General features: G+C 61.5%; 22 protein-coding genes. 7 read left to right on the top strand and 15 right to left on the bottom strand.

Going from position 1 to position 21,135, the window contains the following annotated elements; genetic code table 11:
• Window positions 1-107: 107 nt before the first annotated feature.
• The 11 genes from NDK18_RS01120 to NDK18_RS01070 form a co-directional block, all read right to left on the bottom strand.
• A complete protein-coding gene (locus tag NDK18_RS01120; RefSeq protein WP_250626847.1) occupies window positions 108-1,013 on the bottom strand; it encodes a glyoxalase in 906 nt (301 codons plus the stop codon).
• 13 nt (window positions 1,014-1,026) lie between these two features.
• Window positions 1,027-1,443, bottom strand: coding sequence for a DoxX family protein (locus NDK18_RS01115; protein ID WP_250622906.1), 417 nt, complete (start codon window positions 1,441-1,443; stop codon window positions 1,027-1,029).
• A gap of 2 nt (window positions 1,444-1,445) precedes the next feature.
• A complete protein-coding gene (locus NDK18_RS01110) occupies window positions 1,446-3,326 on the bottom strand; it encodes an amidohydrolase (RefSeq protein WP_250626846.1) in 1,881 nt (626 codons plus the stop codon).
• Window positions 3,323-3,583, bottom strand: a complete 261-nt coding sequence (locus tag NDK18_RS01105) for a DUF1427 family protein (RefSeq protein WP_250626845.1) — start codon at window positions 3,581-3,583, stop codon at window positions 3,323-3,325. The genes NDK18_RS01110 and NDK18_RS01105 overlap by 4 nt, the downstream gene beginning before the upstream one ends.
• A gap of 53 nt (window positions 3,584-3,636) precedes the next feature.
• Window positions 3,637-4,290 (bottom strand): hydrolase, encoded by a 654-nt coding sequence (locus NDK18_RS01100; protein ID WP_250626844.1) that lies wholly within the window; start codon window positions 4,288-4,290, stop codon window positions 3,637-3,639.
• A 228-nt stretch (window positions 4,291-4,518) separates the two neighbouring features.
• Complete coding sequence (locus NDK18_RS01095; protein WP_250626843.1) at window positions 4,519-6,021, bottom strand: CoA transferase; 1,503 nt, start codon at window positions 6,019-6,021, stop codon at window positions 4,519-4,521.
• Window positions 6,022-6,046: 25 nt separating this feature from the next.
• The gene (locus NDK18_RS01090) at window positions 6,047-6,988 is read right to left on the bottom strand and encodes a 3-hydroxyacyl-CoA dehydrogenase NAD-binding domain-containing protein (protein ID WP_250626842.1); all 942 of its coding nucleotides are present in this window, start codon (window positions 6,986-6,988) and stop codon (window positions 6,047-6,049) included.
• Between the two features lie 42 nt (window positions 6,989-7,030).
• Window positions 7,031-7,933 carry a hypothetical protein gene (locus tag NDK18_RS01085; RefSeq protein WP_250622913.1) on the bottom strand — a complete coding sequence of 301 codons (903 nt, stop codon included), beginning with the start codon at window positions 7,931-7,933 and terminating at the stop codon, window positions 7,031-7,033.
• 145 nt (window positions 7,934-8,078) lie between these two features.
• Complete coding sequence (locus NDK18_RS01080; RefSeq protein WP_250626841.1) at window positions 8,079-9,305, bottom strand: CaiB/BaiF CoA transferase family protein; 1,227 nt, start codon at window positions 9,303-9,305, stop codon at window positions 8,079-8,081.
• Between the two features lie 77 nt (window positions 9,306-9,382).
• A complete protein-coding gene (locus NDK18_RS01075) occupies window positions 9,383-10,186 on the bottom strand; it encodes an enoyl-CoA hydratase/isomerase family protein (protein ID WP_284692062.1) in 804 nt (267 codons plus the stop codon).
• 12 nt (window positions 10,187-10,198) lie between these two features.
• Window positions 10,199-11,410: an acyl-CoA dehydrogenase family protein gene (locus NDK18_RS01070; RefSeq protein WP_250626840.1), complete on the bottom strand. Its 1,212-nt coding sequence runs from the start codon at window positions 11,408-11,410 to the stop codon at window positions 10,199-10,201.
• Window positions 11,411-11,638: 228 nt separating this feature from the next.
• Between NDK18_RS01070 and NDK18_RS01065 the strand changes: the two genes are divergently transcribed.
• Together NDK18_RS01065 and NDK18_RS01060 are read left to right on the top strand one after the other, a co-directional pair.
• Window positions 11,639-12,088, top strand: coding sequence for an SDR family NAD(P)-dependent oxidoreductase (locus tag NDK18_RS01065; RefSeq protein WP_284692061.1), 450 nt, complete (start codon window positions 11,639-11,641; stop codon window positions 12,086-12,088).
• Window positions 12,089-12,113: 25 nt separating this feature from the next.
• The gene (locus tag NDK18_RS01060; protein ID WP_250622917.1) at window positions 12,114-12,734 is read left to right on the top strand and encodes a flavin reductase family protein; all 621 of its coding nucleotides are present in this window, start codon (window positions 12,114-12,116) and stop codon (window positions 12,732-12,734) included.
• 18 nt (window positions 12,735-12,752) lie between these two features.
• Here NDK18_RS01060 and NDK18_RS01055 read toward each other — a convergent pair whose 3' ends face one another.
• Window positions 12,753-13,679 (bottom strand): LysR family transcriptional regulator, encoded by a 927-nt coding sequence (locus NDK18_RS01055; RefSeq protein ID WP_250622918.1) that lies wholly within the window; start codon window positions 13,677-13,679, stop codon window positions 12,753-12,755.
• Between the two features lie 122 nt (window positions 13,680-13,801).
• On the opposite strand from NDK18_RS01055, the gene NDK18_RS01050 reads away from it, so the two are divergent.
• The 5 genes from NDK18_RS01050 (at window position 13,802) to NDK18_RS01030 (ending at window position 17,194) form a co-directional block, all read left to right on the top strand.
• Window positions 13,802-14,707, top strand: coding sequence for an NmrA/HSCARG family protein (locus NDK18_RS01050; protein ID WP_250626838.1), 906 nt, complete (start codon window positions 13,802-13,804; stop codon window positions 14,705-14,707).
• 30 nt (window positions 14,708-14,737) lie between these two features.
• Entirely contained in the window at window positions 14,738-15,268 is a 531-nt protein-coding gene (locus NDK18_RS01045; protein ID WP_250626837.1) for a carboxymuconolactone decarboxylase family protein, read from the top strand.
• A gap of 222 nt (window positions 15,269-15,490) precedes the next feature.
• Window positions 15,491-15,757, top strand: coding sequence for a catalase (locus NDK18_RS01040; RefSeq protein ID WP_250626836.1), 267 nt, complete (start codon window positions 15,491-15,493; stop codon window positions 15,755-15,757).
• A 65-nt stretch (window positions 15,758-15,822) separates the two neighbouring features.
• The gene (locus tag NDK18_RS01035; protein ID WP_250622922.1) at window positions 15,823-16,347 is read left to right on the top strand and encodes a Spy/CpxP family protein refolding chaperone; all 525 of its coding nucleotides are present in this window, start codon (window positions 15,823-15,825) and stop codon (window positions 16,345-16,347) included.
• 316 nt (window positions 16,348-16,663) lie between these two features.
• Window positions 16,664-17,194 (top strand): DUF3455 domain-containing protein, encoded by a 531-nt coding sequence (locus tag NDK18_RS01030; protein ID WP_250626835.1) that lies wholly within the window; start codon window positions 16,664-16,666, stop codon window positions 17,192-17,194.
• Here NDK18_RS01030 and NDK18_RS01025 read toward each other — a convergent pair.
• From NDK18_RS01025 to NDK18_RS01015, 3 genes are read right to left on the bottom strand one after another with little or no spacing between them, the layout of a single operon-like run.
• Window positions 17,186-17,803: a nucleotidyltransferase family protein gene (locus NDK18_RS01025; protein WP_250626834.1), complete on the bottom strand. Its 618-nt coding sequence runs from the start codon at window positions 17,801-17,803 to the stop codon at window positions 17,186-17,188. The genes NDK18_RS01030 and NDK18_RS01025 overlap by 9 nt on opposite strands.
• The gene (locus NDK18_RS01020; protein WP_250626833.1) at window positions 17,803-18,894 is read right to left on the bottom strand and encodes an XdhC family protein; all 1,092 of its coding nucleotides are present in this window, start codon (window positions 18,892-18,894) and stop codon (window positions 17,803-17,805) included. Before NDK18_RS01020 ends, NDK18_RS01025 begins: the two co-directional genes overlap by 1 nt.
• Window positions 18,891-21,131, bottom strand: a complete 2,241-nt coding sequence (locus tag NDK18_RS01015; protein ID WP_250626832.1) for a xanthine dehydrogenase family protein molybdopterin-binding subunit — start codon at window positions 21,129-21,131, stop codon at window positions 18,891-18,893. Before NDK18_RS01015 ends, NDK18_RS01020 begins: the two co-directional genes overlap by 4 nt.
• Window positions 21,132-21,135 lie beyond the last annotated feature (4 nt).

Genomic DNA, 21,135 nt, shown 5'->3' with positions numbered 1-21,135 from the left:
GACGGGGTGGGACACTGTCCTGCGCGAAAACCGATGTCACGCCGAGCAAGGCAAGCAGCCCATACGCGACACCACCGGAAAGGGTGCCGCGTATCGACGGGAATGCTTTACTGTCCGATGGCCGCATGGATTTCGGCGACATAGCCGCCCGGGAACGAAACGATGGCGATCTGTCGCCCGTCGGCGGTATAGGGTTCCACCAGCACCGTGGCGCCGCTGTCTTTGGCCTTGGTGAGGGTGTCGGCCAGTTGGGGCACTTCGTAGCCGGTCATTTCATGGCCATAAGGCCACGGAAGGTGTCCATCGGTGACCTGGATCGACATCTTGCCGAAGGTCGACTCGATACGAATACGGCGGAACGTTTCGCCGGATCGGCCGATCTCTACCCCTGGCGCACGTGGATTGTCGGAGACAATCTTGCCGTGCGAGAAGGCAAGAAAGCTGCGTACGAACGCGTCCGCCCGGTCAGGCGAGACATAGATGCGATTTTCAGGCACCGTCTGGAACGCCGCATAATTCGGCGGCGTGGTGTGCCAATACAACTGCATGTTCACGCCACCGGGCCACTGGATCACCGCATCGCGGCCGATCGGATCGGGAAAAGCCGAGACGATGACGTCCGCGCCCGCCGCCCGGGCCGCCCGGACCGCCACGTCCATGTCCTTCACCAGATAACCGGTGCGTTCATCGCCGAAGGGACGCGGGATGGGCGTCTTGAAACCGAACAACGATACGGTGCCAACCGGCGTTTGCAGCAGCTGCGTGGTGGTGCTGCTGGGTGTTGGCGTGACCTGGGCAACCCCTTGCTTCGTGCTCTGACCACCGAACGTGGCAACGAAGCTCTGGGCGAAGCGATCCACGTCCGCGGAGGCAACGTAAACATGGGTGGTGTCGTACTGCGAGCCCACGGCCACGACAGGCGTGGCGTCGCGTGCCTGCGAGGATGTCGCGGTCCCGGACAATGCCAGGCCGACACCCCATACGGCGGTCAGCAGGAGGGAGGAAATACGCATGGCTAACTCCGTATCAGGATGGAGTGAAAGGACCCTTGAAGCGGCGGCCTCGCAAGTCATGCCAGGCTACCAGCAGGAAACCGCCGACCAGCCCGAGATGCTCGAAGAATGCATTCTCTACCGGGAAGCGCTGTGCGAGCGGAAGTTCCCAAAAACGGTTGGCCAGGAAGGTCGCTGCCAGGGTGAAGACTGCCAGTGCCACAGCCCCCATCCATCGGTAGACGCCGGCAATGATAAGCACCGAAGCACCCAATTCGATCACGATGGTGAGCACCGTCACCAGTGTCGGCATCGGCAGTCCAAAATGCATCGTTTCGGCGACCGCGCCATGGAAGTCCCAGGCCTTGTCGATCCCGCCTTGCAGATAAGCCGCGCAGAGCAGCAATAGCGCCACTCGTTGCACCAGTAATGGTGGGGTCCAGGTACGCATGGCTACACTGCCCAACAGGCGCAGCCCAAAGCGCCCCAAAAGGATTTCAGGTCGTCGACCGGCAGGCGGCTGGTCCATGAACGGGCGTGATCGTGACCATGTACTCCGCAGGCGTGCTCGCATCCGCAAGCGGGAACAGCTACGCGCTTGGCATGAGCAGCTTCGTCGGCCCAGCCCGCATAGCCTCCGAAACGACGTACCGGAGACCAGTCGGGCATGGCGGCAGGCACCGTGACCTCCTGCAGTCCGCTGAAATGACCAGCGCTGTAGACGATCTTGCCGCCGACCATGGTCAGTTCCGACACGGTATCGGCAATCTCGTGTTCCGCACAGGCGAAGAAATCACGGTCAGGCACGATCAGGTCGGCGAACTGGCCCACCTTGATCTGTCCTTTCTTGCCCACTTCATTGGAGAACCAGGTAACGTTTTCGGTCCACATGCGCAGCGCTGCTTCGCGATCCAGGCAGTTGCGCTGGGGATACAGGCGCAGCCCTCCCACCGTGAGGCCGGTAACCAGCCACGCCAGGGATACCCACGGGTTGTAGGAGGCCACGCGGGTGGCATCGGTGCCAGCTGAAACAGGCACGCCCGAGTCGAGAATCTTCGCTACCGGAGGTGTGGCCTCCGCTGCCATCGATCCATACCGTTCGACGAAATATTCGCCCTGGTAGGCCATGCGGTGCTGCACGGCAACGCCACCGCCGAGCGTGGCGATGCGGTCGATCGAACGATCCGAAATCGTTTCGGCATGGTCGATGAACCAGTGCAGGCCATGCAACGGTATGTCTTTGTTTACTTGCTCGAAGACATCCAGCGCGCGGCTGATCGTTTCGTCGTACGTGGCGTGCATGCGCCAAGGCCAACGATTCTCGGCCAGGATGCGCACGACGCCTTCCAGGTCATCCTCCATGTTGGCCGGCATATCCGGGCGCGGCTGGCGGAAGTCCTCGAAGTCGGCCGCGGAGAACACCAACATCTCTCCGGCGCCGTTGTGGCGGAAATAATCGTCGCCTTGCTTGTACTTGGAATGACGCGTCCAGTTGAGGAAGTCGTCCTTCTCCGCCTGGGGTTTTTGCGTGAACAAGTTATAGGCAAGGCGAATGGTGAGCTGCCCATCGTCGGCCAATTGCTGGATGACTGCATAGTCGTCGGGGTAGTTCTGCGAGCCGCCGCCGGCATCAATGGCACCGGTGACGCCGAGCCGGTTGAGCTCGCGCATGAAATGACGCGTGGAATTGAGCTGATACTCGAAGGGGAGCTTGGGGCCTCGAGCCAGCGTGGCGTAGAGAATGGCCGCATTCGGCTTGGCCAGGAGCAAGCCGGTAGGGTTGCCCTCACCATCGTGCACGATCTGTCCACCCGGTGGCGCCGGCGTGTCACGGGTATAGCCCACGGCGCGCAAGGCGGCCCCATTGAGCAACGCGCGGTCGTACAGGTGCAGCAGGAACACCGGCGTGTCAGGCGCTACCGCGTTGAGCTCGGCGATGGTGGGCAAGCGCTTCTCGGCGAACTGGTGCTCGGTGAAGCCGCCCACCACGCGCACCCATTGCGGTGCGGGCGTAATGGCAACCTGCCGCTTGAGCATGTCCATGGCGTCGGCGAGCGAACGAACGCCGTCCCAGCGCAGCTCCAGGTTGTAGTTCAGGCCACCACGGATGATGTGCAGGTGGTTGTCGATCAGGCCCGGCAGCACGCAGCGGCCACGGAGATCCACCAGGCGCGTATCGGCGGTCGCCAACGACAGGATGACCGCATCATCGCCGATCGCCGTGAATACACCATGGGCGATGGCGACGGCCGTGGCGACAGGCTGGGCGCGGTCAAGCGTGGTGAAGCGGCCGTTGTACAGGATGAGCTCGGGTGACACCTGGCGATCGCTCATGATTTGCCCTCCAGATCGATGCTCGCCTTCGATGGCTGGCTTAGTGCTTGCGGTTCGACCAGGTCGCTGGCCTGGCTGGTCTTCGCACTTTCCTTGAAGAACAATTGTTTGACCAGTGGCGGCCCTTGTTCACCCAGGACAATGCCAAGCAGGCCGATAAGGGCAATCAACGGCGGGGCAGGCGAGCGCACCTTGATGAAGCTATAGATACAGCCCACCAACAGCCCGGCAGCAAAAGAAACCAGATAAGACTTCATGACCGACTCCACGCCTGGGGGCGACAACGTGATGCTGCCGCCCGTACCCGGCATCAACCTTCGTGTGCCCCGAACATGCTCTTGGCATAGGTAACACCCAGCCCATAGGAGCCACCGAACTGCCTGGCGATGCCGGTAGTGCTTTCGTAAGTCTCGGCACGCGCCCAGTCGCGCTGCAATTCGAGCAGGTATTGCAGGGCAGTCATTGGGCGGGCACCCGCTTGCACCATGCGCTCGATCGCGCGGTTATGCGCTTCGGCGGAAACGTCACCGCAGGCGTCGGTGAGCACATAGATCTCAAAACCCTGCTCCAGCGCGGACAGCGCGGGGCCGACGATACATACCGACGTCCACAAGCCGGCCAGGACAAGGCGGCTCTTGCCGATCTCATTGACCTTCTTGATTACCGCGGCATCTTCCCAGGTGTTCATCGAGGTGCGGTCCAGGAGCGCCTGGCCCGGAAACGGGTCGGTGACTTCGCTGAACATCGGGCCGGAAAACGTCTTCGCCGCCACGGTTGTCAGGATGGTCGGGACCTTGAAGCTGGCCGCTGCGCGTGCTGCAAGGGCGGCGTTGTTGCGCAGGGTGATGGCGTCGATCGAATGGGTGGCGAAGGACATCTGCGACTGGAAGTCGATCATGATCAGGACATGATCGCGTGGCGTCAGAAGGGTTTTGCCGGGAGTGGGGGTGGCAGTGATGGGCATGACGCGTCTCCTTGTTACGTTGGAAAGTGGGAGACGCCGCCGCGGAATCGTTGAGCGCGGGCCGACCCCAAGGAATTGCGGTGATACGGATACTTTCTGCGAATGGCGTTCGCCAGCCAAGCTCACTTCCGGTAAATCTTTTCTACTCTTTCGTGTCGAAGCGCACTCCAAAAAAAAAGCCCGCTCAAGTAGCGGGCTTTCTCGTTTCCTGGATTTGACTGCGCTTGGCTAACGACTTAGCCACTCAGGTTTGCACGACCCGCGCGGTACCAGCACGGTACGAAATGCCTCCGGCGTCTTGGAAAGAATTACTTGATCGGTAATGCCCTGATATGTGCCAAGCGGCGTCTCGGCCACGAACGTATCGGGCGAAACGTAGCGATGTTCATCCGTCGATCCAGCGGTCGCTATCGCGTAATCCTTGTCAAAAATACCCAGGGACAGCTGCCACAGAACGGTTCGGGTCAACGAGATCACGACGCGATAACTCCCGCCCTCGATGGCACGGCGACGCAATGCGGAGAGCACGCCTACCGTACCCAGCCACGCAACGACGTTGTCGCAAATTGGCACGATAGGAGGCTGCTTGGGGCTGGAGGCGGTACCCTCCACGGCGAAGAGGCCCGATACGGCGGCGCCAATTTCATCGAAGCCAAGCCGATTCGCCCACGGGCCGTGTTCGCCGTGTAGCACGACGCTAACGTGGACCAGGCCAGGACGCTTCGCGCAAAGCTCTTCCGCATCCATGCCGTGAGATGCAAGAAAGCCTGGGCGCTTGTTCGCGAAGAACACGTCCGCCGTCTGAAGAAGTTTGTCAAAGGTCTTGCGATCCTCCGGATCGTCGCCGAGGATCGTCGAACGCATGCCCACCTGCACATCGAGGAAGAAGGCGTCTTTCTCGGTGTCGTTGGGACGCCAGATGTTCAGCACGTCGGCACCGTACTGGGCCAGGTCCCTGCCAATCGCCGCTCCGGCGATAACGTGGCCCAAACCGAATGCCCGAATCCCATCCAGGGGGCTTTGTCCGTTGGGCTTGAACGGAACCGGTTCGGAATCGCCGATCTTTTCCACCTTGATGAGCGGCATCTTCGAAAGGACTTCGGTGTACTGTGCCTCGCGGAGGAATTCTTCGTTCGTACGGACCATGCCCATGACGAGGCCGGCCGTGGCGGCGGCATCCTCAAGCTCTTCGGCATTCCACTTCAGGATGGCATTGCGAACCGACTCTGGGCTATCGCTGCATCGCAGGAGGTTGAGTGCTCGCGATCTTAGCCTGGGGTAAACATTCAGGGGCAGGACATGGCGCCCATCCCTCGTCTCGTGAAAGAACGGCAGCTTCATGAACGGGTTGTCTTCGTCCGCACCGTAGGCGGGCGCACGACCATTGAGCAGCTCCCATTTTCCCTCGAAGAAGCAACAAAAGCGGCGAAGTGCCTTTCGCACGTCAACACTGATGTCCTGGCCTTCGCCAGTGCGGTGCTGCCAGATGGCCGCAGCCGCGACTGCCTTGGCGGCCAGGCCGATGGCAGACATTGTGCCGAAGCGGATCGCGCTGGGAAGGATGGGGTCGCGGCCGTAGAAGCTCAGGTTGCCGCCGCAATCCTTCCAGCTCATGCCGACGTCGGCGAGCACATCATTGACGCCCTGGTGCAGGTCGACTGTGGCATCCGTCGCCGGGTTGGCCAGCTTGGCCTTAAGCGTGTCCGTCAATTTGTGCGGTGTAGTGCTCATGTACAAATTCCCGTCGTGGAGGCTGTTATGCCAGGCCAACTTTCTGCCGCAGGGCGAGGGCGCCGAGGATCACCCGGTTTTCAGCGTCGGCCAGTTCGTCCACGGAACGGCCCTTGAGCTGGGCCTGTACCCCGGCAATGACATCCTTCTTCAGTTTGTCGTCGACTTTGGGTTCGCCCAGGGTCTTCATGATTCCCTGCAGCGGAGTCATCAGGTGTTCCATGAAGTGGTCAATGCCACCGGCGCCGCCGCCCAGGTGCCATTGCAGGCTTTGCCCCATGACGCCCCAGCGCAGGCCCGGCCCGTAGCTCACCGCCACGTCGGCATCCTCGACGCTCAGGACACCCTCCTCGATGAGATAAAGCATTTCCTTGTAGAGCGCGGCCTGGAAGCGATTGGCGACGTGTCCCGCCAGCGCCTTGAAGAGGCGAATGGGCTTTTTCCCCAGGGAGGCATAGAACGCCATCGCCCGCGCGATCGTTTCCTCGGAGGTCTTGGCGCCGCCGACCACTTCGACCAACGGGATGATGTGGGGCGGATTGAACGGATGACCGATGACGCAACGCTCGGGATGCTTCTCGCATTTGGCCTGGATGTCGGTCATCGTCAGGCCGGAGGAGCTGGAGGCGATGATGACATCGGGCGGGAGGATCTCATCCATATGGCGATAGAGATCCTGCTTGAAATCAATGCGCTCCGGACCGCATTCCTGCACCAGGTCCGCACCTTTGAGCGCGGTATCCAGGACGCTGTCGAAGCCCAGTCGGTTCAATGACGCGCCCGGCGACAATCCCAGTTCTTCGAGCATCGGCCATGCGGCATTGATGTATGCGTCCAGGGATGCCTTCGCGGTCGGCGCGATGTCCGTCGCGACCACATCCAGCCCCTTGGCGAGGTAGAAGGCGCACCAACTGGCGCCAATGACACCCGTGCCAATCACTACGACTTTCTTGATGTCTCTGCTCATGAGTTACGGCCTTGTGTTGATTCCGATGGCGAGGGACTTGCATTAAGCTGCCGATGGACGCCACAGCACGGTCCCCGTCAGTGCCCCCAGTCCGGAGCGGATGACGCGGGGGTGGCCCGCACCGCGCAAGCTGACGACCCTGAGATTGCCTCCCAGGTCGCTGACGAAGGCCTGCTCACCCGCGGTGTCGAGCGCAAGGCCGATCCCTTCCTGCAAGTCCGAAAGAAGGATCTCCGGTGCTCCAGGTTTGCCTCCTGCGAAACGGCAGCGATTGAGGGTGTTTCCCTGCGGAGGATCACCCCGGTCCGTCCAGTACAGCGTGCTGCTCTGCGCTTCCCATTCAAGATCGATGGGCTCGGGCAGGGCGTCGAATACGATACTGATGTCCGTGCGACTGGACGGCGACATGCCCTTGGGCAACTCCAGCGGGGCGCTCAGGATTCGTCCCTGGCCACCATTGGGTGGCCCTTTTTGCGTCCAGAAGATCCGCCCGCCAACGCGATCGATCGCGATGCCGACGCAATGCAGGCGTTCATCGGCGCGCTCAGTTTCCGTGGAACCAGTCTGGACCAGGACCGTGATGTCGCTGCCATCGATGCGCGAGCGCATCACGCGCATACCTTCGCGATCGCACCAATAAAGCAGGCCCGCTTCTGCGTCGACCTGCATCTGCTTGGGTGTAAACGTGGCTCCTTTGGGTATGACGACCACCCGGTTGGAGCCATCGAAATCAAGACGCTCGATAAAACCATCGTTCTTGGACCAGTCCTCGCCCATGTTGGTCCAATAGATATGGCGGTTGACGTAGTCCAGGGCGATGCCATCGGGAGTGCCACCCAGGTTGTCGAGCAGCACGTCCAGGCTGCTGCCGTCCAGGGACACGGAGAGCAGTCGTGGAGGGATGGCCTCAAGTAAAAGGAGGCGGTCGCTCGTCGCATGACTCATGGTTGGATCCTTGCTGAGATACGGGGAGGGGAGCGAAGCCGACAAACTATTTTGCCGAAGTACTATCAACGAACCGCAGCGAAAGCCCAAGCCCACTTTCGGTAGATCACATTTACTCTTTTGAGTCGTCTTTCCGTGGACACCTTTACGGCGCGTCGTCCCCGAGTGCGCCGCTCTGATGCAGCTGCGCTATCGCCTCTGCGCTGAAGTCGAGACTCTTGAGAACCTCCTCGTTGTGCTCACCCAGATGCGGGGCAATTCGAGGCTTTGCCTTGGGATACCCAACGATTTCAATCGGGCTGCTCACCGTGCGCGCCTGCGGATTGGAAGCCCCTTCCAGGGGAACGACGATGTCATTCGCTTCCAGTTGGGGGTCGTTGATGATCTCGATGGCGTTCTGAACAACGCCGAAGATCACCCGGCCCTCGTTCAGGACTTTTTTCCAGTGAGCCAGCGGCTGGCTGGCAAACAGCGGATCGAGGATCTTCACCAGCTCCGCGGAGTTCTCAAGGCGTTTGCGTGCATCGGTAAAGCGCGGGTCCACGGCCAGTTGCGGCAAGCCGATGGCCTGGATGAACCCGCCCCAGTCCTTCTGTTGAGCTGCAACAATCAGGATCCACCGGTTGTCGGACGTCTGGTAAGGGTTGAGCAAAGCGTTGGGCGGCGTCTCTCGGTCATGCTGCGAGAAGAATTGACCGCCGTTGAGCGCGCCCTCGACCCATGCGCCGGCTGCCCAAATGCCGTTGGCGATCAGGGAAGTAGAGACGTGAGTACCTTTGCCGGTTTTCTCCCGCGCGAAGAGCGCCGTGACGATAGACGCGTAAAGTGTCGTTGCCGTAGCGTGGTCACCGATACCAGGGACCGGCAGGGTGGGTGGGCTGCCCGCGTCGTGGGTCACCTCCATTAACCCCGACCGCGCCCAGTAAGCCGTGATGTCGAAGCCAGGGCTGTCGGCCTCGGGCCCGCGGCTCCCGTAGCCGGTAATGTCGGCGTAGATCAGGCGTGGGTTTAGCGGCGCGAGTGACTCATAGTTCAAACCCAGCCCGGCTTTGACGCGGGGCGGAAAGTTTACCACGATCACATCGGCCCAGCGAACCAATCGCTCGACTACTTCCCTCGATTCCGCCGCCTTCAGGTTGAGTGCCAGGCTACGCTTGTTTCGATTGGTGAGCTGCCATGCATAGTTGACGTCGCTGACGGGGTTCGGTGGCACGGACGTAAAGTAGCGATAAGGATCGCCCATGCCTGGTGGTTCCACCTTGATGACGTCGGCGCCAAAATCCGAAAGGATCGTCGCTGCGGCGGGCCCGGCAATGAAGCTCGCGAAATCGACGACCTTGAGACCGGAGAAGATGTTCGATGCATCAGACATGAAGTTCGGATCCTTTCAAGAAACGGGCGGCCGGGTGATGCGTCGATGTAGACATTGTGGGTGGCGGAGTAGGAGCATTAACGTCCGGTGAAAACGGGGTGCCGTTTTTCCAGGAAGGCCGTCGTGCCTTCACGCATGTCTTCGGTGCTCGCGCAAAGCGCAAACAAAGCGCCTTCCAGGTCCATGCCCGCACGAACGGTTACGTTGAGCCCTTCGTTGATCGCCTGTAGCGCGTAGCGCACCGCGATCGGTGCGTTCTTGCCGATCTGTCGCAGAATCTCCTCGGCCCGGGCCAGCAATTGATCGCTTGGGACGACCTCGTTGACGAGACCAAGCCGATAGGCATCGGTTGCAGTCATGGTCTCTCCGGTGAGGATGAGTTGCGTCGCCTGAGCCTTGCCGATCAGTCGTGCCAGGCGCTGGGTACCGCCGAATCCGGGGATCAGGCCAAGCTTGATTTCCGGCTGGCCGAATCGAGCCTCTTCGGTGGCCAGGCGCAAGCTGCAGGCCATGGCCAGCTCGCATCCGCCTCCCAACGCCAAGCCGTTCACTGCGGCGATCACCGGTTTGCCCAGCGTTTCGACCAGAAGAGTGAGTTGCTGGCCGCTCCGGGCCTGCTCCTCGGCATCGATCGGCGTGGCTTTCGCCAGTTCCGATATATCCGCACCTGCGGCAAATGCCTTTCCGCCGGCGCCAGTCAGGATGACTCCACGAACGTCGTCGTCTTCGCGCGCGTCAGCGAAGGCCATGGTCAGCTCGATGATGGTGGCCTGGTTGAGCGCATTCATCACTTGTGGACGATTGAGCGTGATGTAGGCGATCCAATCGCGCTTCACATAAGTAATGGCCTGGAAATCAGATTGAGGAATCTTGGATGGCATAGGTAAATGCACTCAAACGAAAGCGCTGAAACCGGTGATCGCCTTACCCACGATCAGTGCGTTCATTTCGCGCGTACCCTCATAGGAATAGAGCGCCTCGGCATCGGCGACGAAGCGACCGACGTGCTGGTCCAGTAGAATGCCGTTGGCGCCCAGGAGTTCGCGCGCCCAGCCGACGGTCTCGCGCATGCGGATCGTGCAAACGCCTTTGGCCAGGGATGCGTGCTCGTCACGCATAAGCCCCTGATCCTGGAGTTGCGAGAGCCTCAGGCAAAGCGCTTGAGTGGAGGTGACGTTGCCAAGCATCTTGAACAGCAGGTCCTGCACGAGCTGGAACTTCGCGATCGGCCGGCCAAACTGCTCTCGCGTCTGGGCATAGCGCAGGGCATGTTCGTAAGCGCCAGTGGCGCATCCAACCGATTCCCAAGCGACGCCTGCCCGTGTCATGCGCAGTACACGGGCGGTATCGGCGAACGAATTCGCATTCGCCAGGCGATTGGCTTCGCTGACCTTGCAGTCAGTGAGCGTGATATGGCCGTTCTGCACGACGCGAAGCGCCATCTTATGGAGAATTTTCTCGACCGAGAAACCCGGCGTCCCTTTCTCGACGATGAAACCCTTGACCTGTCCGTCGTCAACGTCGCGGGCCCAGATGATCGTCAGGTCACTCCAGGTGGAGTTGCCGATCCATTTCTTCTCGCCATTGAGCGTCCAGGTATCGCCGGAGCGCTTGGCGGTGGTCATCAGGCCGCCGGACGCTCCTGAACCGACCAGCGGTTCCGTCAGCCCGAATGAGCCTACCTTTTCCAGGGCCGCCATTTGCGGCAGCCATTTCTGCTTCTGCTCTTCCGATCCGCACAGATAGATCGAGCCCATGGCCAGGCCCGTATGGACGCCGAAGAACGTCGATAGCGAGCAGTCGACCCGGGCTATCTCCATCATGATGAAGCCCATCATGGTCGTCGAACGGCCAGGGCAGCCGTATCCTTCGTATGGCAGCCCCATGATGTTCAGGGCACGGATCTTTGGCAGCAGATCGAACGGGAATTCGTCGCGCTCCCAGAAATCCGAGATGATCGGCTGGACCTCCGATTCCATGAAGGCGCGCACTTTCAGGCGGATCGCTTCATCTCCCGGCGACAGCGTGCGACTGGTCAGGTAAAAGTCGCCATCAGCCGCAGGAAGCGGGTGGGGGGCTTTTGCTGCGAGTTCGGGGCTGGTCATAAGGTGCGGTATCCGGTGCGAAAGTTGTTAGCGAGGATCAAATCAACCCGTGAGTGCATCGTTTCAGTCGCGCGCACTTAACCGCGCCGCACTGAAACGACGTCAGAAAACATCGGGTTGATTTGCCATTCGCCGGAGCCACACTAGCCCAAGGCGGGCCATGGCTATTGAACGTTTATGCCGCGCCTTGATGGTTCGAGATGTCGCTAAGGGCCTCGACGCTTGTGTATGACAGAGGTATTTCAAGGAGTCACACGCTACGCACGCTTTCCAAACGCGCAGCCATGGCATCAAGGAACAGCCGCACCCGATGCCTCGTTCCAGCCGGTGCCTTACATGGCGGTCTACGCGGCGACGAAAGCTTTTGTCTTGTCGCTCAGTGAGGCGCTGCGCTATGAACTTGCGAGCGAGGGCGTGCAAGTGATGGCCTCTTGCCCAGGTCCGGCCGCCACCAGCTTCTTCGAAGGAACCAAGACTGGCATGAAAGGCAAGGATTTCGATACCGCCGAATCGGTGGTCGAGCGGACCTTGATTGCCTTTGCCAAGGGCAAGGCGGTCACCTACCCAGGGCGCTTGAGCGTTCGCGTGGCGACCGTGCTTCCTCGATTCTTCCCGCGGAAGACCATGGTTCGACTGTCCGGCGCCGCAACGCGCGGCATGGGACTCGTTGACGCCTAGGGCAGGGGCGGGCACAGTGGCTTGCATGCGCGAATTTCATATTTATGAGCCACGTGATGGCCACGGCCTGCCCCATGACCCATTCAACGCCATCGTTGGTCCCAGGCCGATTGGCTGGATTTCATCGATAAGCCGGGAAGGTGTGGTCAATCTAGCACCCTACAGTTTCTTCAATGCCTTTAACTACAAGCCGCCCATCGTCGGCTTCGCGAGCACGGGGTGGAAGGACACCGTGCGGAATATCAGCGAAACGGGGGAGTTTGCCTGGAACCTGGCAACCCTCGCTCTTGCCGAGGCGATGAATACGACGTCGGCGCCGGCGCCACCACACATCGACGAGTTCGAGCTGGCGTCATTGAATCGTGCGCCATCACGTCTGATCAGCGTGCCGCGAGTACAGGAAAGTCCCGTGTCGTTCGAATGCAAGCTAACGCAACTCACCCAGCTGACCGATAGTGCAGGGCAGAGCGTTGGCACCTGGCTGGTACTGGGCGAGGTGGTCGCTGTTTATATCGCGCAGCATTTGCTCAAGGATGGCCTGTACGACACAGGGGAGGCCGGCCATATTCTTCGCGCCGGTGGGCCAGAGGATTACTTCACCATTGGCACCGCCCAACGCTTTCAAATGAAGCGTCCGCAGCGGTGACTCGCCAGGGGCGAGGCATCATTTTGAGTTCGTCTTGTGCGCACTGAGGCTTGCCATCGCTTCACTCACCCTGTCGAACAGAAAATCGCCGAAGATCGCAACTGCGGGTGGCACCGGCGGCCGGCTGGTATAAACCAGCTGCAGGCCGATTTCCGCGCTCGCGCGCCGGTAGGTTGGCAACACCTGTATGAGTTTCCCCTCCGCCATGAGCGGTTCGGCCATCAGCTGGGGTAGCAGTGCAATGCCCAGCCCCGCCTCGCAAGCTTGTCCAAGCACGCGCATGTCGCTGACTGCAAACCGGCTCTTGATCGGCACGTCCTGACTACCGCGTGGACCTTGCAGGCGCCACGTGGTGCGACCCTGACGATTGGCAATCGTCAGGCAGTCATGGTTGGCCAACTCGCGCAGCGTGCGTGGGGCGGGGTGTCGTTCCAGGTAGGCCGGACTTGCGGCCAGGATCAGTGCATTGGGTGCCACTCGACGCACCTTGAAGCTGCTGCTCGTTTCCACGCCCATGCGCAAAGCCAGGTCGATGCGCTCGGCGATCATGTCGGTTGGCGTATCGTCGAGCAGGAATTCGATGCTGATGTTGGGATAGCGCGCATAGAACTCGGCCAGCCATTCCATGCGGAAAAACCCGAACAGGCCGGCCATGGCGGTGACTCGAACGGAACCCGACGGTTCTTGTGTATCGGTATGGAGCCGCTCGATCTCCAGGATCTGGTCAAGAGCCGGCGCGTAGCGCTCGAACAACGCCTGGCCTTCCGTGCTCGGCGCCAGTTTGCGTGTCGAGCGATGCAGCAGGCGCGTGCCCAATTGCCCTTCGAATTGATCGATACGGCGGCTGAGCGTGTTCGCCGGCATCTGCAGGCGCCGCGCCGCCTCGGAGAAGCTGCCGGCGCGCACTACCTGGACGAACATCGCCAGATCATTCAGGTCGATCATCCGATTTCTCCAAAAATGGATTAAACCAATCCTATTTTTCCACCTAGTGCGAAACCTTTTCAAGCCCCAGATTTACGGTGCAGGGCAGTAGCGCCCCATCAAGCACCTATTGGAGAACAATCATGTCGAACGCCAAGAAACTTATCGCCGTCGTCGGCGCCACCGGTCAGCAGGGCGGCGCCGTTGTGCGCGCACTGCAGGCAAGCGGTCAATTCAAGGTTCGCGCGCTGACGCGCAATCCGGACAAGCATCCGACGCTGGGCGACGAAGTGGCCCTCGCGGATTTCAATAGGCCGGAAACGCTCGAAGCCGCATTCGCCGGTGCGCACGGCGTTTTCCTGGTGACCAACGCCTGGGAAGCGGATGCGAATGAACTCAAGCAGGCGACGGCTGCCATCAACGCGGCGAAGGGTGCCGGCGTGGAACATGTCATCTGGTCGACGCTTCCGAACGTGGAGGCGATCAGCCACGGCAAGATCAACGTTCCTCATTTCACGGACAAGGCGAAAGTCGAGCGTCTGGTGAGCGATGCGGGATTTGCCTACCGCACGTTTGTCGTCGCACCGTTCTACTACCAGAACCTGCTCGGCGCGATGGCTCCGCAGAAACAAGCCGATGGCACCGCCGGCTGGGCACTGCCGCTTGATCCTGAGCGCCGGGTCATCCACATGGGCGACATCAATGAACTTGGTCGCATCGTGGCTGGGGCGTTCGCCCAGCCGGAACTGGCGGGGAACGGTGAGCATCTGCCGCTTGTCGGCGATTTCCTGAGCTTCAACGAAGTCGTTGCCACCCTGAATAGCCAAGGAAACAACCTCTCGTTCCAGCAAGTCCCGCGCGAGGTTTTCGCTGGCTGGTTCCCCGGCGCTGACGACGTCGCGGCGATGCTCGCTTACTTCGAGGCGCACACCTATCTCGGCTCGGACTCGCGCGAAGCGATCGCACTCGCCAACAAGGTCGCAGGCCATCAGCCGACGAAGTTCTCCGCATGGGCCAAAGCCAACTTTGCGATCCCGGCGACCGCTTGAAATTATCGCGCCACGAGCGAGCACATACCCATGAGCCGAATTCCCACCCACACAGTCGAAGATGCGCCCGATGCATCTCGTCCACTTCTACAGGAGATTGCCCAGGCCTCGCCGACGGGACGCCCCCTGAACCTGCATGCCCAGATGGCGCATTCGCCGGCGGTGCTCGCTGCATACACATCGCTGCGCGCCGTGACCGCCAAGCACGGCACCCTGGATCCGAAGGTGAACTGGGCGCTGAATCTCGCCACCGCGGCCACGGTCGGCAACCAGTACATGATGGGTATCGCCACTCGATTCGCCCGCATGAGCGGCTGGACCGAAGCGCAGATCACCGCCCTGCAGACGGACACAACGACCGGCGACGTCAAGATCGATGCGCTCACCCGCCTGGTCAGGGAAGCCGCCGGCCATTCGGGAAAGGTCACCGACGCAACATGGAAGGCAGCTCAACAAGCCGGCTGGAGCGATGAGCAGCTGACCGAAGCGTTTGCGTACCTGGGACTAACCGTGTTCACGGGTTATTTCCTCAACTATGCGCAAACGGCTCCGGACGGCTGAGGACATACGGCAGGCGCAAGTTCCTGCGGAATCGCCGGCGTTCCGCAATCACCTTTTGCGCATGCCCGCGGCGGTAACTTGAGGATGCGGACGCACTTGCTTTGCTTAAATCCGCAGCTGTATACCCTTGGTGAGCCGCCTTGCAAGGAGGATGCGTTGATGATCCGCAAATCGTTCATTCCGTTTTGCCGAAATTGCTCCTTTGCGATGGTTGCCGTCGCGATGCTCGCCTTGTCCATGCCGGCCGATGCCCAGCGCTATCGGCACGGTGGCGGCTATCACCGTCCTCCGCCCGCCCACTACTACAGCCGTGACCGCCATCGCGGTGGCGGCTCCGGCAACGTGATCGCTGGTGCGCTGCTCGGCGTGGTGGCTGGCGCAGTCATCGCCAACTCCGTTTCGAACACTTCCCGGCCACCACCGGCGGTGGTTTACCGTAATCCGCCGCCGCCACCACCGCCGGGCGTGTACTACGACGACGGTTATTAAGCAGCGCGGCGCTGCCGCCACGGAACTCTTGTTTTCTCGAACGCCTCGAATCGGAGCATCCATCCATGAAGAACGCCATTCGCAAGGTTGCCGTCCCCGCTCTGCTTTCGCTTGCCCTGCTTGCACCCGCGGCCTGGGCACAGCAGTCAGCGACACCCTCGGGTGCTGCCACCTCGAGCACGCCCACCAAATCCCATGCGGAGCGCCGCGCCGATTCGGTGGAGCGCCGCATCAACGAATTGCACACACAGTTGGCGATCACCGATCCGCAGTCCAGTCAATGGAATGCCTTCGCCCAGATCATGCGCGACAATGCGCTAAATACGGGCCAGGCTTTCCATGAGCGCTCACAGAAGCTGTCGTCGATGAGCGCGCCCGATGCCATGAAGTCGTATGCCGACCTTACCCAGTTGCATGCCGACAACATGAAGAAACTTTCGTCCTCTTTCAGCGACCTCTACGCCGTGCTGTCGGACGAGCAGAAGAAGACTGCCGATACCTTGTACCGCAACCAGAAGTTGGCGCACGGCAAGGGTCACCATGGTCCGCATAAGGGTGGCAAACCTGCCAGCTCGTCCTCTGCGGGCTGATTGCGCGCGTGCGCGAGAATGCCTGGGTCGGGAGCGGTCGATACTGGCATCAAGCGGGCGCCCGCAATTCCTCAAGCCTTGAGAGAAATAGCTTGAGAATCGGCGAAGCGTCTGCCTTGCTGTAACCCACGGTCAGGTCGATTGAAGTGCAGGGTGCGAGTCACTCGGTGTATGAATCGCATCCGAAGGAAGTTGCGGCCTTGATCGAGCAAGCGGCGACTCATGCCATTCCGTAAAAATGTCACGTTTGTCGGGCGCAATCGATAAGGCTATCTTTCGTACGTGCCCGGACGTCGGGCGTTCTATGGACACGTCAATGATCGGAAGATTTGCAATGACATGCGCGGCAGCAGTTGCAGTGCTCGTCACTGGTGTAAACCTGTCGCACGCGGAAGATGCGGTGCCAGCGGCGCTGAAGCCACCTGCTGGCTACATCGTTGCGCTCACGGCAAAGGCTACCGGAGTTCAGATCTACACCAGCACTGCCGAAGCTGGAACGGCACCGAAATGGACTTTCGAGGCGCCGCTGGCCGAGTTGAACGGTCACGGAGTGGTGATTCATCACTATGCCGGCCCTTCGTGGGAAGCTGCCGATGGCAGCAAGATTTCCCGTGACATGGACACACCGGTAGCGACAGTGCCAGCAAAGCAAGCGGCCTCCGATATTCCCTGGCTGCTCATCAAGGTCAATGCCGACCCTGCGCCGGGCGTCTTGAGCAAGGTGGTCTATGTCCAACGGATCTTAACGGTAGGTGGCGTCGCACCCGCAAAGTCACCTGCTCGTGCCGGTACGAAAGTGGGCGTTCCCTATACGGCAACCTATGTGTTCTACGTCAAGTCAAACTGACGTCTCGCGTGAGGTTGAGCCAATCGCTGCACGCACGCGCTGCAAGTCATCTGGGGTATCCACGTCGATACCTCCGTGGCTGGAAAACCGCTCCACGCGAGCGGATTCATGCTCGAGCAAGGCGTGTGCGCCGCGGGCGCCAGACCAGTCCACTAGCGCCTCGAAGCAATCGCGTGGGAACAGCACGGGCGGCCCCATTACATCATCATGTTCGCTGGCTAGAACGCGATCGCCGGCAACGCGGTGTCGGGTGAGCATGGCCTCGAACAAGGCTTGTTCGATCATCGGCTGGTCGGCGAGACAGAGCAGGGCGCCGGTGGCATGTGGAAAATGCCGGCGCAGCTCGCGAATACCAGCGGCGATCGAACTGCCCATGCCCTCCGCCCACGCCGCATGTCGCACGACGTGCACGGCTAACCCGGTCAACGCGTCCTCGACCCGTTCGGCATCAGCACCGGTCACCACGATCACCGGCGCGCCGCTGTCGATCGCGCGGCGCGCGCTTCGCCTGACCATCGGTTCGCCGTCGACATCGGCCAATTGTTTGACGCTGCCGAAGCGGCGGCCTTCACCCGCGGCAAGCAGGACGATGACCACGGAGCCGGCCATCAGTGGATCGCGCCCTGATTGTCGCGCAGCGGCCCCCCGTCGCGCCCGTTGATCACCGCCATGATCTCTGCCGTCACCGCCAGCGCGATTTCCTCCGGCGTTTCCGAACCGATGTCCAGCCCGGCGGGTGCGTGCAGCCTTAAACCCTCCAGGGCGGGCTCGTGGCGCATACGGCCGACGCGCTCGCGCGAACCTAGCGCACCCAGATAGGCGACAGGCGCACCGCGCAACGCGGCGAGATAGGCAATGTCCTGCTCAAGGTTATGGGTCATCACCACGACGGAGCTGTGGGCGTCCAGCGGCAACAGCTGCCGAATCGTTACTGGGCTGGCACAGACCTTGAGCGCCGCCGTTGGAAGGTCGGCCGCCTGCAGTCGCTGCGAATCCTGATCCACCAGCACCGTACGCCAGCCCAATGCATCCGCCAGCGGCAGCAGGGCCCGCGCCGCCGCGCTGCTGCCGATCACCACCAATGCATGGGTTGGCGCGATCAGCTCGATCAATACATCGGCGGTACCGGCGGGGGAGGGAATACGCAGCGTGGTCGCCCGGCCGGAATCATTGAGGTTGGCAGCTGCCATGACAGCCTCGCTCAAGGCAGCATCGCCCAGATCATCGTGCCGGATGACAGCATCGCACCAGAGCAGGCGCCTTGGCATGACGACCTTGTCGTTGACGGCGAACAACGTGGCCAGATGCGCTCTATGGCGATGCTCCAGGCACCGTGCCAGCGCGTCGACGAAGTCGCTGGCATGGGGCAGGCCGATCGGCTCGATCAGTACCTCCAGCTCGCCGCCGCAACCCATCTCCATCAACACATCCAGCCCAGATTCGGCGTTGTAATTCACCAGTCGAGGCTCGCCGCTGGCGATTACTTCCTGCGCGCGCAGAACGATGTCGCGTTGCGGGCAGCCACCGGAAAGCTCGCACACCACGTGGTCATCACCGAACACCAGCATGCGCGTACCAGGCCGGCGAAAGGTCGAGCCACGCGTGCGCGTTAGCGTGGCGAGCGCGGCATGGGAGTGACCTGCGCTGTGCAGTGTGCGCAGCGCATCGATCAGGGTGACGAGTTCATGCGCCGAGTTCACGCAACTTTCGACGCCAGCAGGTCCTCGATATGAACGGGAAGGTCGCGCACGCGGACGCCGGTGGCGTGATGCACCGCGTTGGTGATCGCCGCGGCAATGCCGGCAAGACCGATTTCGCCGATGCCGCGGGCGCCCATCTCGTTGAGTTTAAGGTCGGGGTAGTCAAGGAATACCACGTCCATGTCGGGCGAATCGGCGTGCGTGGTCATGATGTAGTCGGCCAGGTTGCTGTTCACCGCCATGCCGTTCCGCTTGTCGTAGTGCGTCTCTTCGAACAGGGCCATGCCCACGCCCATCACCACCGCGCCCTCGATCTGGTTGCGCCCGGTGAGCGGGTTGATGATCCGGCCGGCATCGATCACTGTCAGCACGCGGCTGACGCGCAGGCGTGCGATTTCGGGCTGCCAGGTCACCTCGACGAAGTGCGTACCGAAGGAATGCGATGAGTACTCCTTCTTTCCCGGCTGGCCGAAGGTGCCTTCGGACTTGCCCTGGCCTTCGACGTGACCCCTCCGCGCCGCGGTCAGCACCTGCTCAAAACGACGTCCACTATCGGGGGATTCGTTCTTACGGTAGACGCGTCCATGCGCAAAAGCGAGCTGATCGGTCGCGGCATGGGCGAAATGCGAGTCGCCTTCACTGGCGGCGGCGAGCAGTTTATCGATCGCGTCACGGGTGGCCTGCGCCACCGCCGGCACCAGCGAGGCGGTAGCCATCGAACCGCCGGAGATGGGCCCGGGTGGCAGGTTGGTGTCGCCGATCACCACGTTCACCTTCGACAGTTCGACGCCGGCGAGCTCCGCCACCATCTGACCAAGCACGGTATAGGTACCTGTGCCGATGTCCTGGGTGCCGCTGGCCACGCGCACGCTGCCATCGGCGTTGAACGTCACGCTGGCCGCCGCGGGAAATCGCTCCGCGATCCACGAACACGCGGCCATGCCCCAGCCCAGCACCAGGCCATCCTTGCGCATCGAGCCGATGCGCGGGTCGCGCTTGGCCCAGCCGAATTTTTCCGCACCTGTGGTCAGGCATTCCTTGAGATGGCGGGACGAGAAGGGCACGTTTTCGCTTTCGTCGATGGCCGGTTCGTTACGCAGGCGAAGTTCGACCGGATCCATCTTCAAGGCGATCGCCAGTTCGTCCATCGCCGATTCCAACGCGTATAGACCGGGAACCGCACCAGGACCCCGCATCGACGTGGCCGGTCCGACATGGCGCTCGGCAAAGCCGCCTGTGACGCGCAGGTTGGGCGTGCTGTAGAGGAAGCCGGTGGCTTCGCCGCAGTCCTCGGAGTAATCGCACTCCAGGGCGCGATGGTAGACGTAGTCGTGCTGCAGCGAGACCAGCTTGCCCTCGTGCGTTGCCCCAAGCCGCAAGCGCTGCTGCGTCTGCGGGCGATGCCCGACGTTATGGAACATCATCTGCCGCGATACCACCAGCTTGACCGGCTTGTGCAGGTCGCGCGCAGCCGCCGCGGCCAGCATCGCCTGCGTCCATGGCCACAATTTTCCGCCAAATCCAGACCCAAGGAATTCGGTCACCACGCGGACGTTTTCGCTGGGCACGCCAAGCATTTGGGCCATCACGCCACGGAAGTTGACGATCGCCTGGGTCGTTTCGTAGAGCGTGAATCGCGTGCCGTCCCATGTCGCCACGCTGGCGTGCAACTCGATCGGATTATGCGTTTCCGGCGGGGTGGAGTAGGTCTGGTCAACCTTGACGGCCGCCGAAGCAAAGGCCGCTTCGGGATTGCCGCGCTCGGTATCGGCCTTGGGCCTCTCATCGGCCGACAGTTTTACCGCGACATTGGGCGTCTGCTGGCCCTTATAGGACACCTTGACCTTGTCGGCCGCGGCGGTGGCCTGTTCGAAGGTATCGGCAACCACCAGCGCGACGTACTGTCCGTAGTAGCGGATCACGTCGTCTTCGAGCGGCGGCCGGCGTTCGTCGATGATCGCATCCCTGGCCGATTTGGGTACGCGATAGAGCTTGCCGATGTTTTCGCGCGTATAGACCTTACGCACGCCAGGCATCGCCGCAGCAGCGCGGGTATCGATCGCATCGATATGGCCGTTGCCTATCGTCGCGCATACCGGAACCGCATGGAGCATCCCGGGAAAGCTGTGATCGGAGCTGTAGCGGGCGGCGCCACTGACCTTAAGCGGGCCATCCACGCGGGCGTACTGATGGCCGACGACGGGCAGGGGAGTGACGCTGGAAGTATCTTCAGACATGAAA

This window comes from Pinirhizobacter soli (assembly GCF_015905305.1).
In the GTDB taxonomy this organism is placed as follows: Bacteria; Pseudomonadota; Gammaproteobacteria; order Xanthomonadales; family Rhodanobacteraceae; genus Pinirhizobacter; species Pinirhizobacter soli.
Note: the sequence above shows the minus strand (reverse complement) of the source record. Positions and strands in the feature narration are given on the sequence as shown.

Bases quoted from the DNA above. Each gene is read 5' to 3' on its own strand.
- NDK18_RS01110 (WP_250626846.1), bottom strand. From the start codon at position 3,326: ATGAGCGATCGCCAGGTGTCACCCGAGCTCATCCTGTACAACGGCCGC.
- NDK18_RS01050 (WP_250626838.1), top strand. From the start codon at position 13,802: ATGTCGAACGCCAAGAAACTTATCGCCGTCGTCGGCGCCACCGGTCAG.
- NDK18_RS01055 (WP_250622918.1), bottom strand. From the start codon at position 13,679: ATGATCGACCTGAATGATCTGGCGATGTTCGTCCAGGTAGTGCGCGCC.
- NDK18_RS01045 (WP_250626837.1), top strand. From the start codon at position 14,738: ATGAGCCGAATTCCCACCCACACAGTCGAAGATGCGCCCGATGCATCT.
- NDK18_RS01030 (WP_250626835.1), top strand. From the start codon at position 16,664: ATGATCGGAAGATTTGCAATGACATGCGCGGCAGCAGTTGCAGTGCTC.
- NDK18_RS01115 (WP_250622906.1), bottom strand. From the start codon at position 1,443: ATGCGTACCTGGACCCCACCATTACTGGTGCAACGAGTGGCGCTATTG.
- NDK18_RS01025 (WP_250626834.1), bottom strand. From the start codon at position 17,803: ATGGCCGGCTCCGTGGTCATCGTCCTGCTTGCCGCGGGTGAAGGCCGC.
- NDK18_RS01120 (WP_250626847.1), bottom strand. From the start codon at position 1,013: ATGCGTATTTCCTCCCTCCTGCTGACCGCCGTATGGGGTGTCGGCCTG.
- NDK18_RS01085 (WP_250622913.1), bottom strand. From the start codon at position 7,933: ATGAGTCATGCGACGAGCGACCGCCTCCTTTTACTTGAGGCCATCCCT.
- NDK18_RS01015 (WP_250626832.1), bottom strand. From the start codon at position 21,131: ATGTCTGAAGATACTTCCAGCGTCACTCCCCTGCCCGTCGTCGGCCAT.
- NDK18_RS01035 (WP_250622922.1), top strand. From the start codon at position 15,823: ATGAAGAACGCCATTCGCAAGGTTGCCGTCCCCGCTCTGCTTTCGCTT.
- NDK18_RS01060 (WP_250622917.1), top strand. From the start codon at position 12,114: ATGCGCGAATTTCATATTTATGAGCCACGTGATGGCCACGGCCTGCCC.
- NDK18_RS01105 (WP_250626845.1), bottom strand. From the start codon at position 3,583: ATGAAGTCTTATCTGGTTTCTTTTGCTGCCGGGCTGTTGGTGGGCTGT.
- NDK18_RS01080 (WP_250626841.1), bottom strand. From the start codon at position 9,305: ATGTCTGATGCATCGAACATCTTCTCCGGTCTCAAGGTCGTCGATTTC.
- NDK18_RS01095 (WP_250626843.1), bottom strand. From the start codon at position 6,021: ATGAGCACTACACCGCACAAATTGACGGACACGCTTAAGGCCAAGCTG.
- NDK18_RS01070 (WP_250626840.1), bottom strand. From the start codon at position 11,410: ATGACCAGCCCCGAACTCGCAGCAAAAGCCCCCCACCCGCTTCCTGCG.
- NDK18_RS01075 (WP_284692062.1), bottom strand. From the start codon at position 10,186: ATGCCATCCAAGATTCCTCAATCTGATTTCCAGGCCATTACTTATGTG.
- NDK18_RS01065 (WP_284692061.1), top strand. From the start codon at position 11,639: ATGACAGAGGTATTTCAAGGAGTCACACGCTACGCACGCTTTCCAAAC.
- NDK18_RS01040 (WP_250626836.1), top strand. From the start codon at position 15,491: ATGCTCGCCTTGTCCATGCCGGCCGATGCCCAGCGCTATCGGCACGGT.
- NDK18_RS01090 (WP_250626842.1), bottom strand. From the start codon at position 6,988: ATGAGCAGAGACATCAAGAAAGTCGTAGTGATTGGCACGGGTGTCATT.
- NDK18_RS01100 (WP_250626844.1), bottom strand. From the start codon at position 4,290: ATGCCCATCACTGCCACCCCCACTCCCGGCAAAACCCTTCTGACGCCA.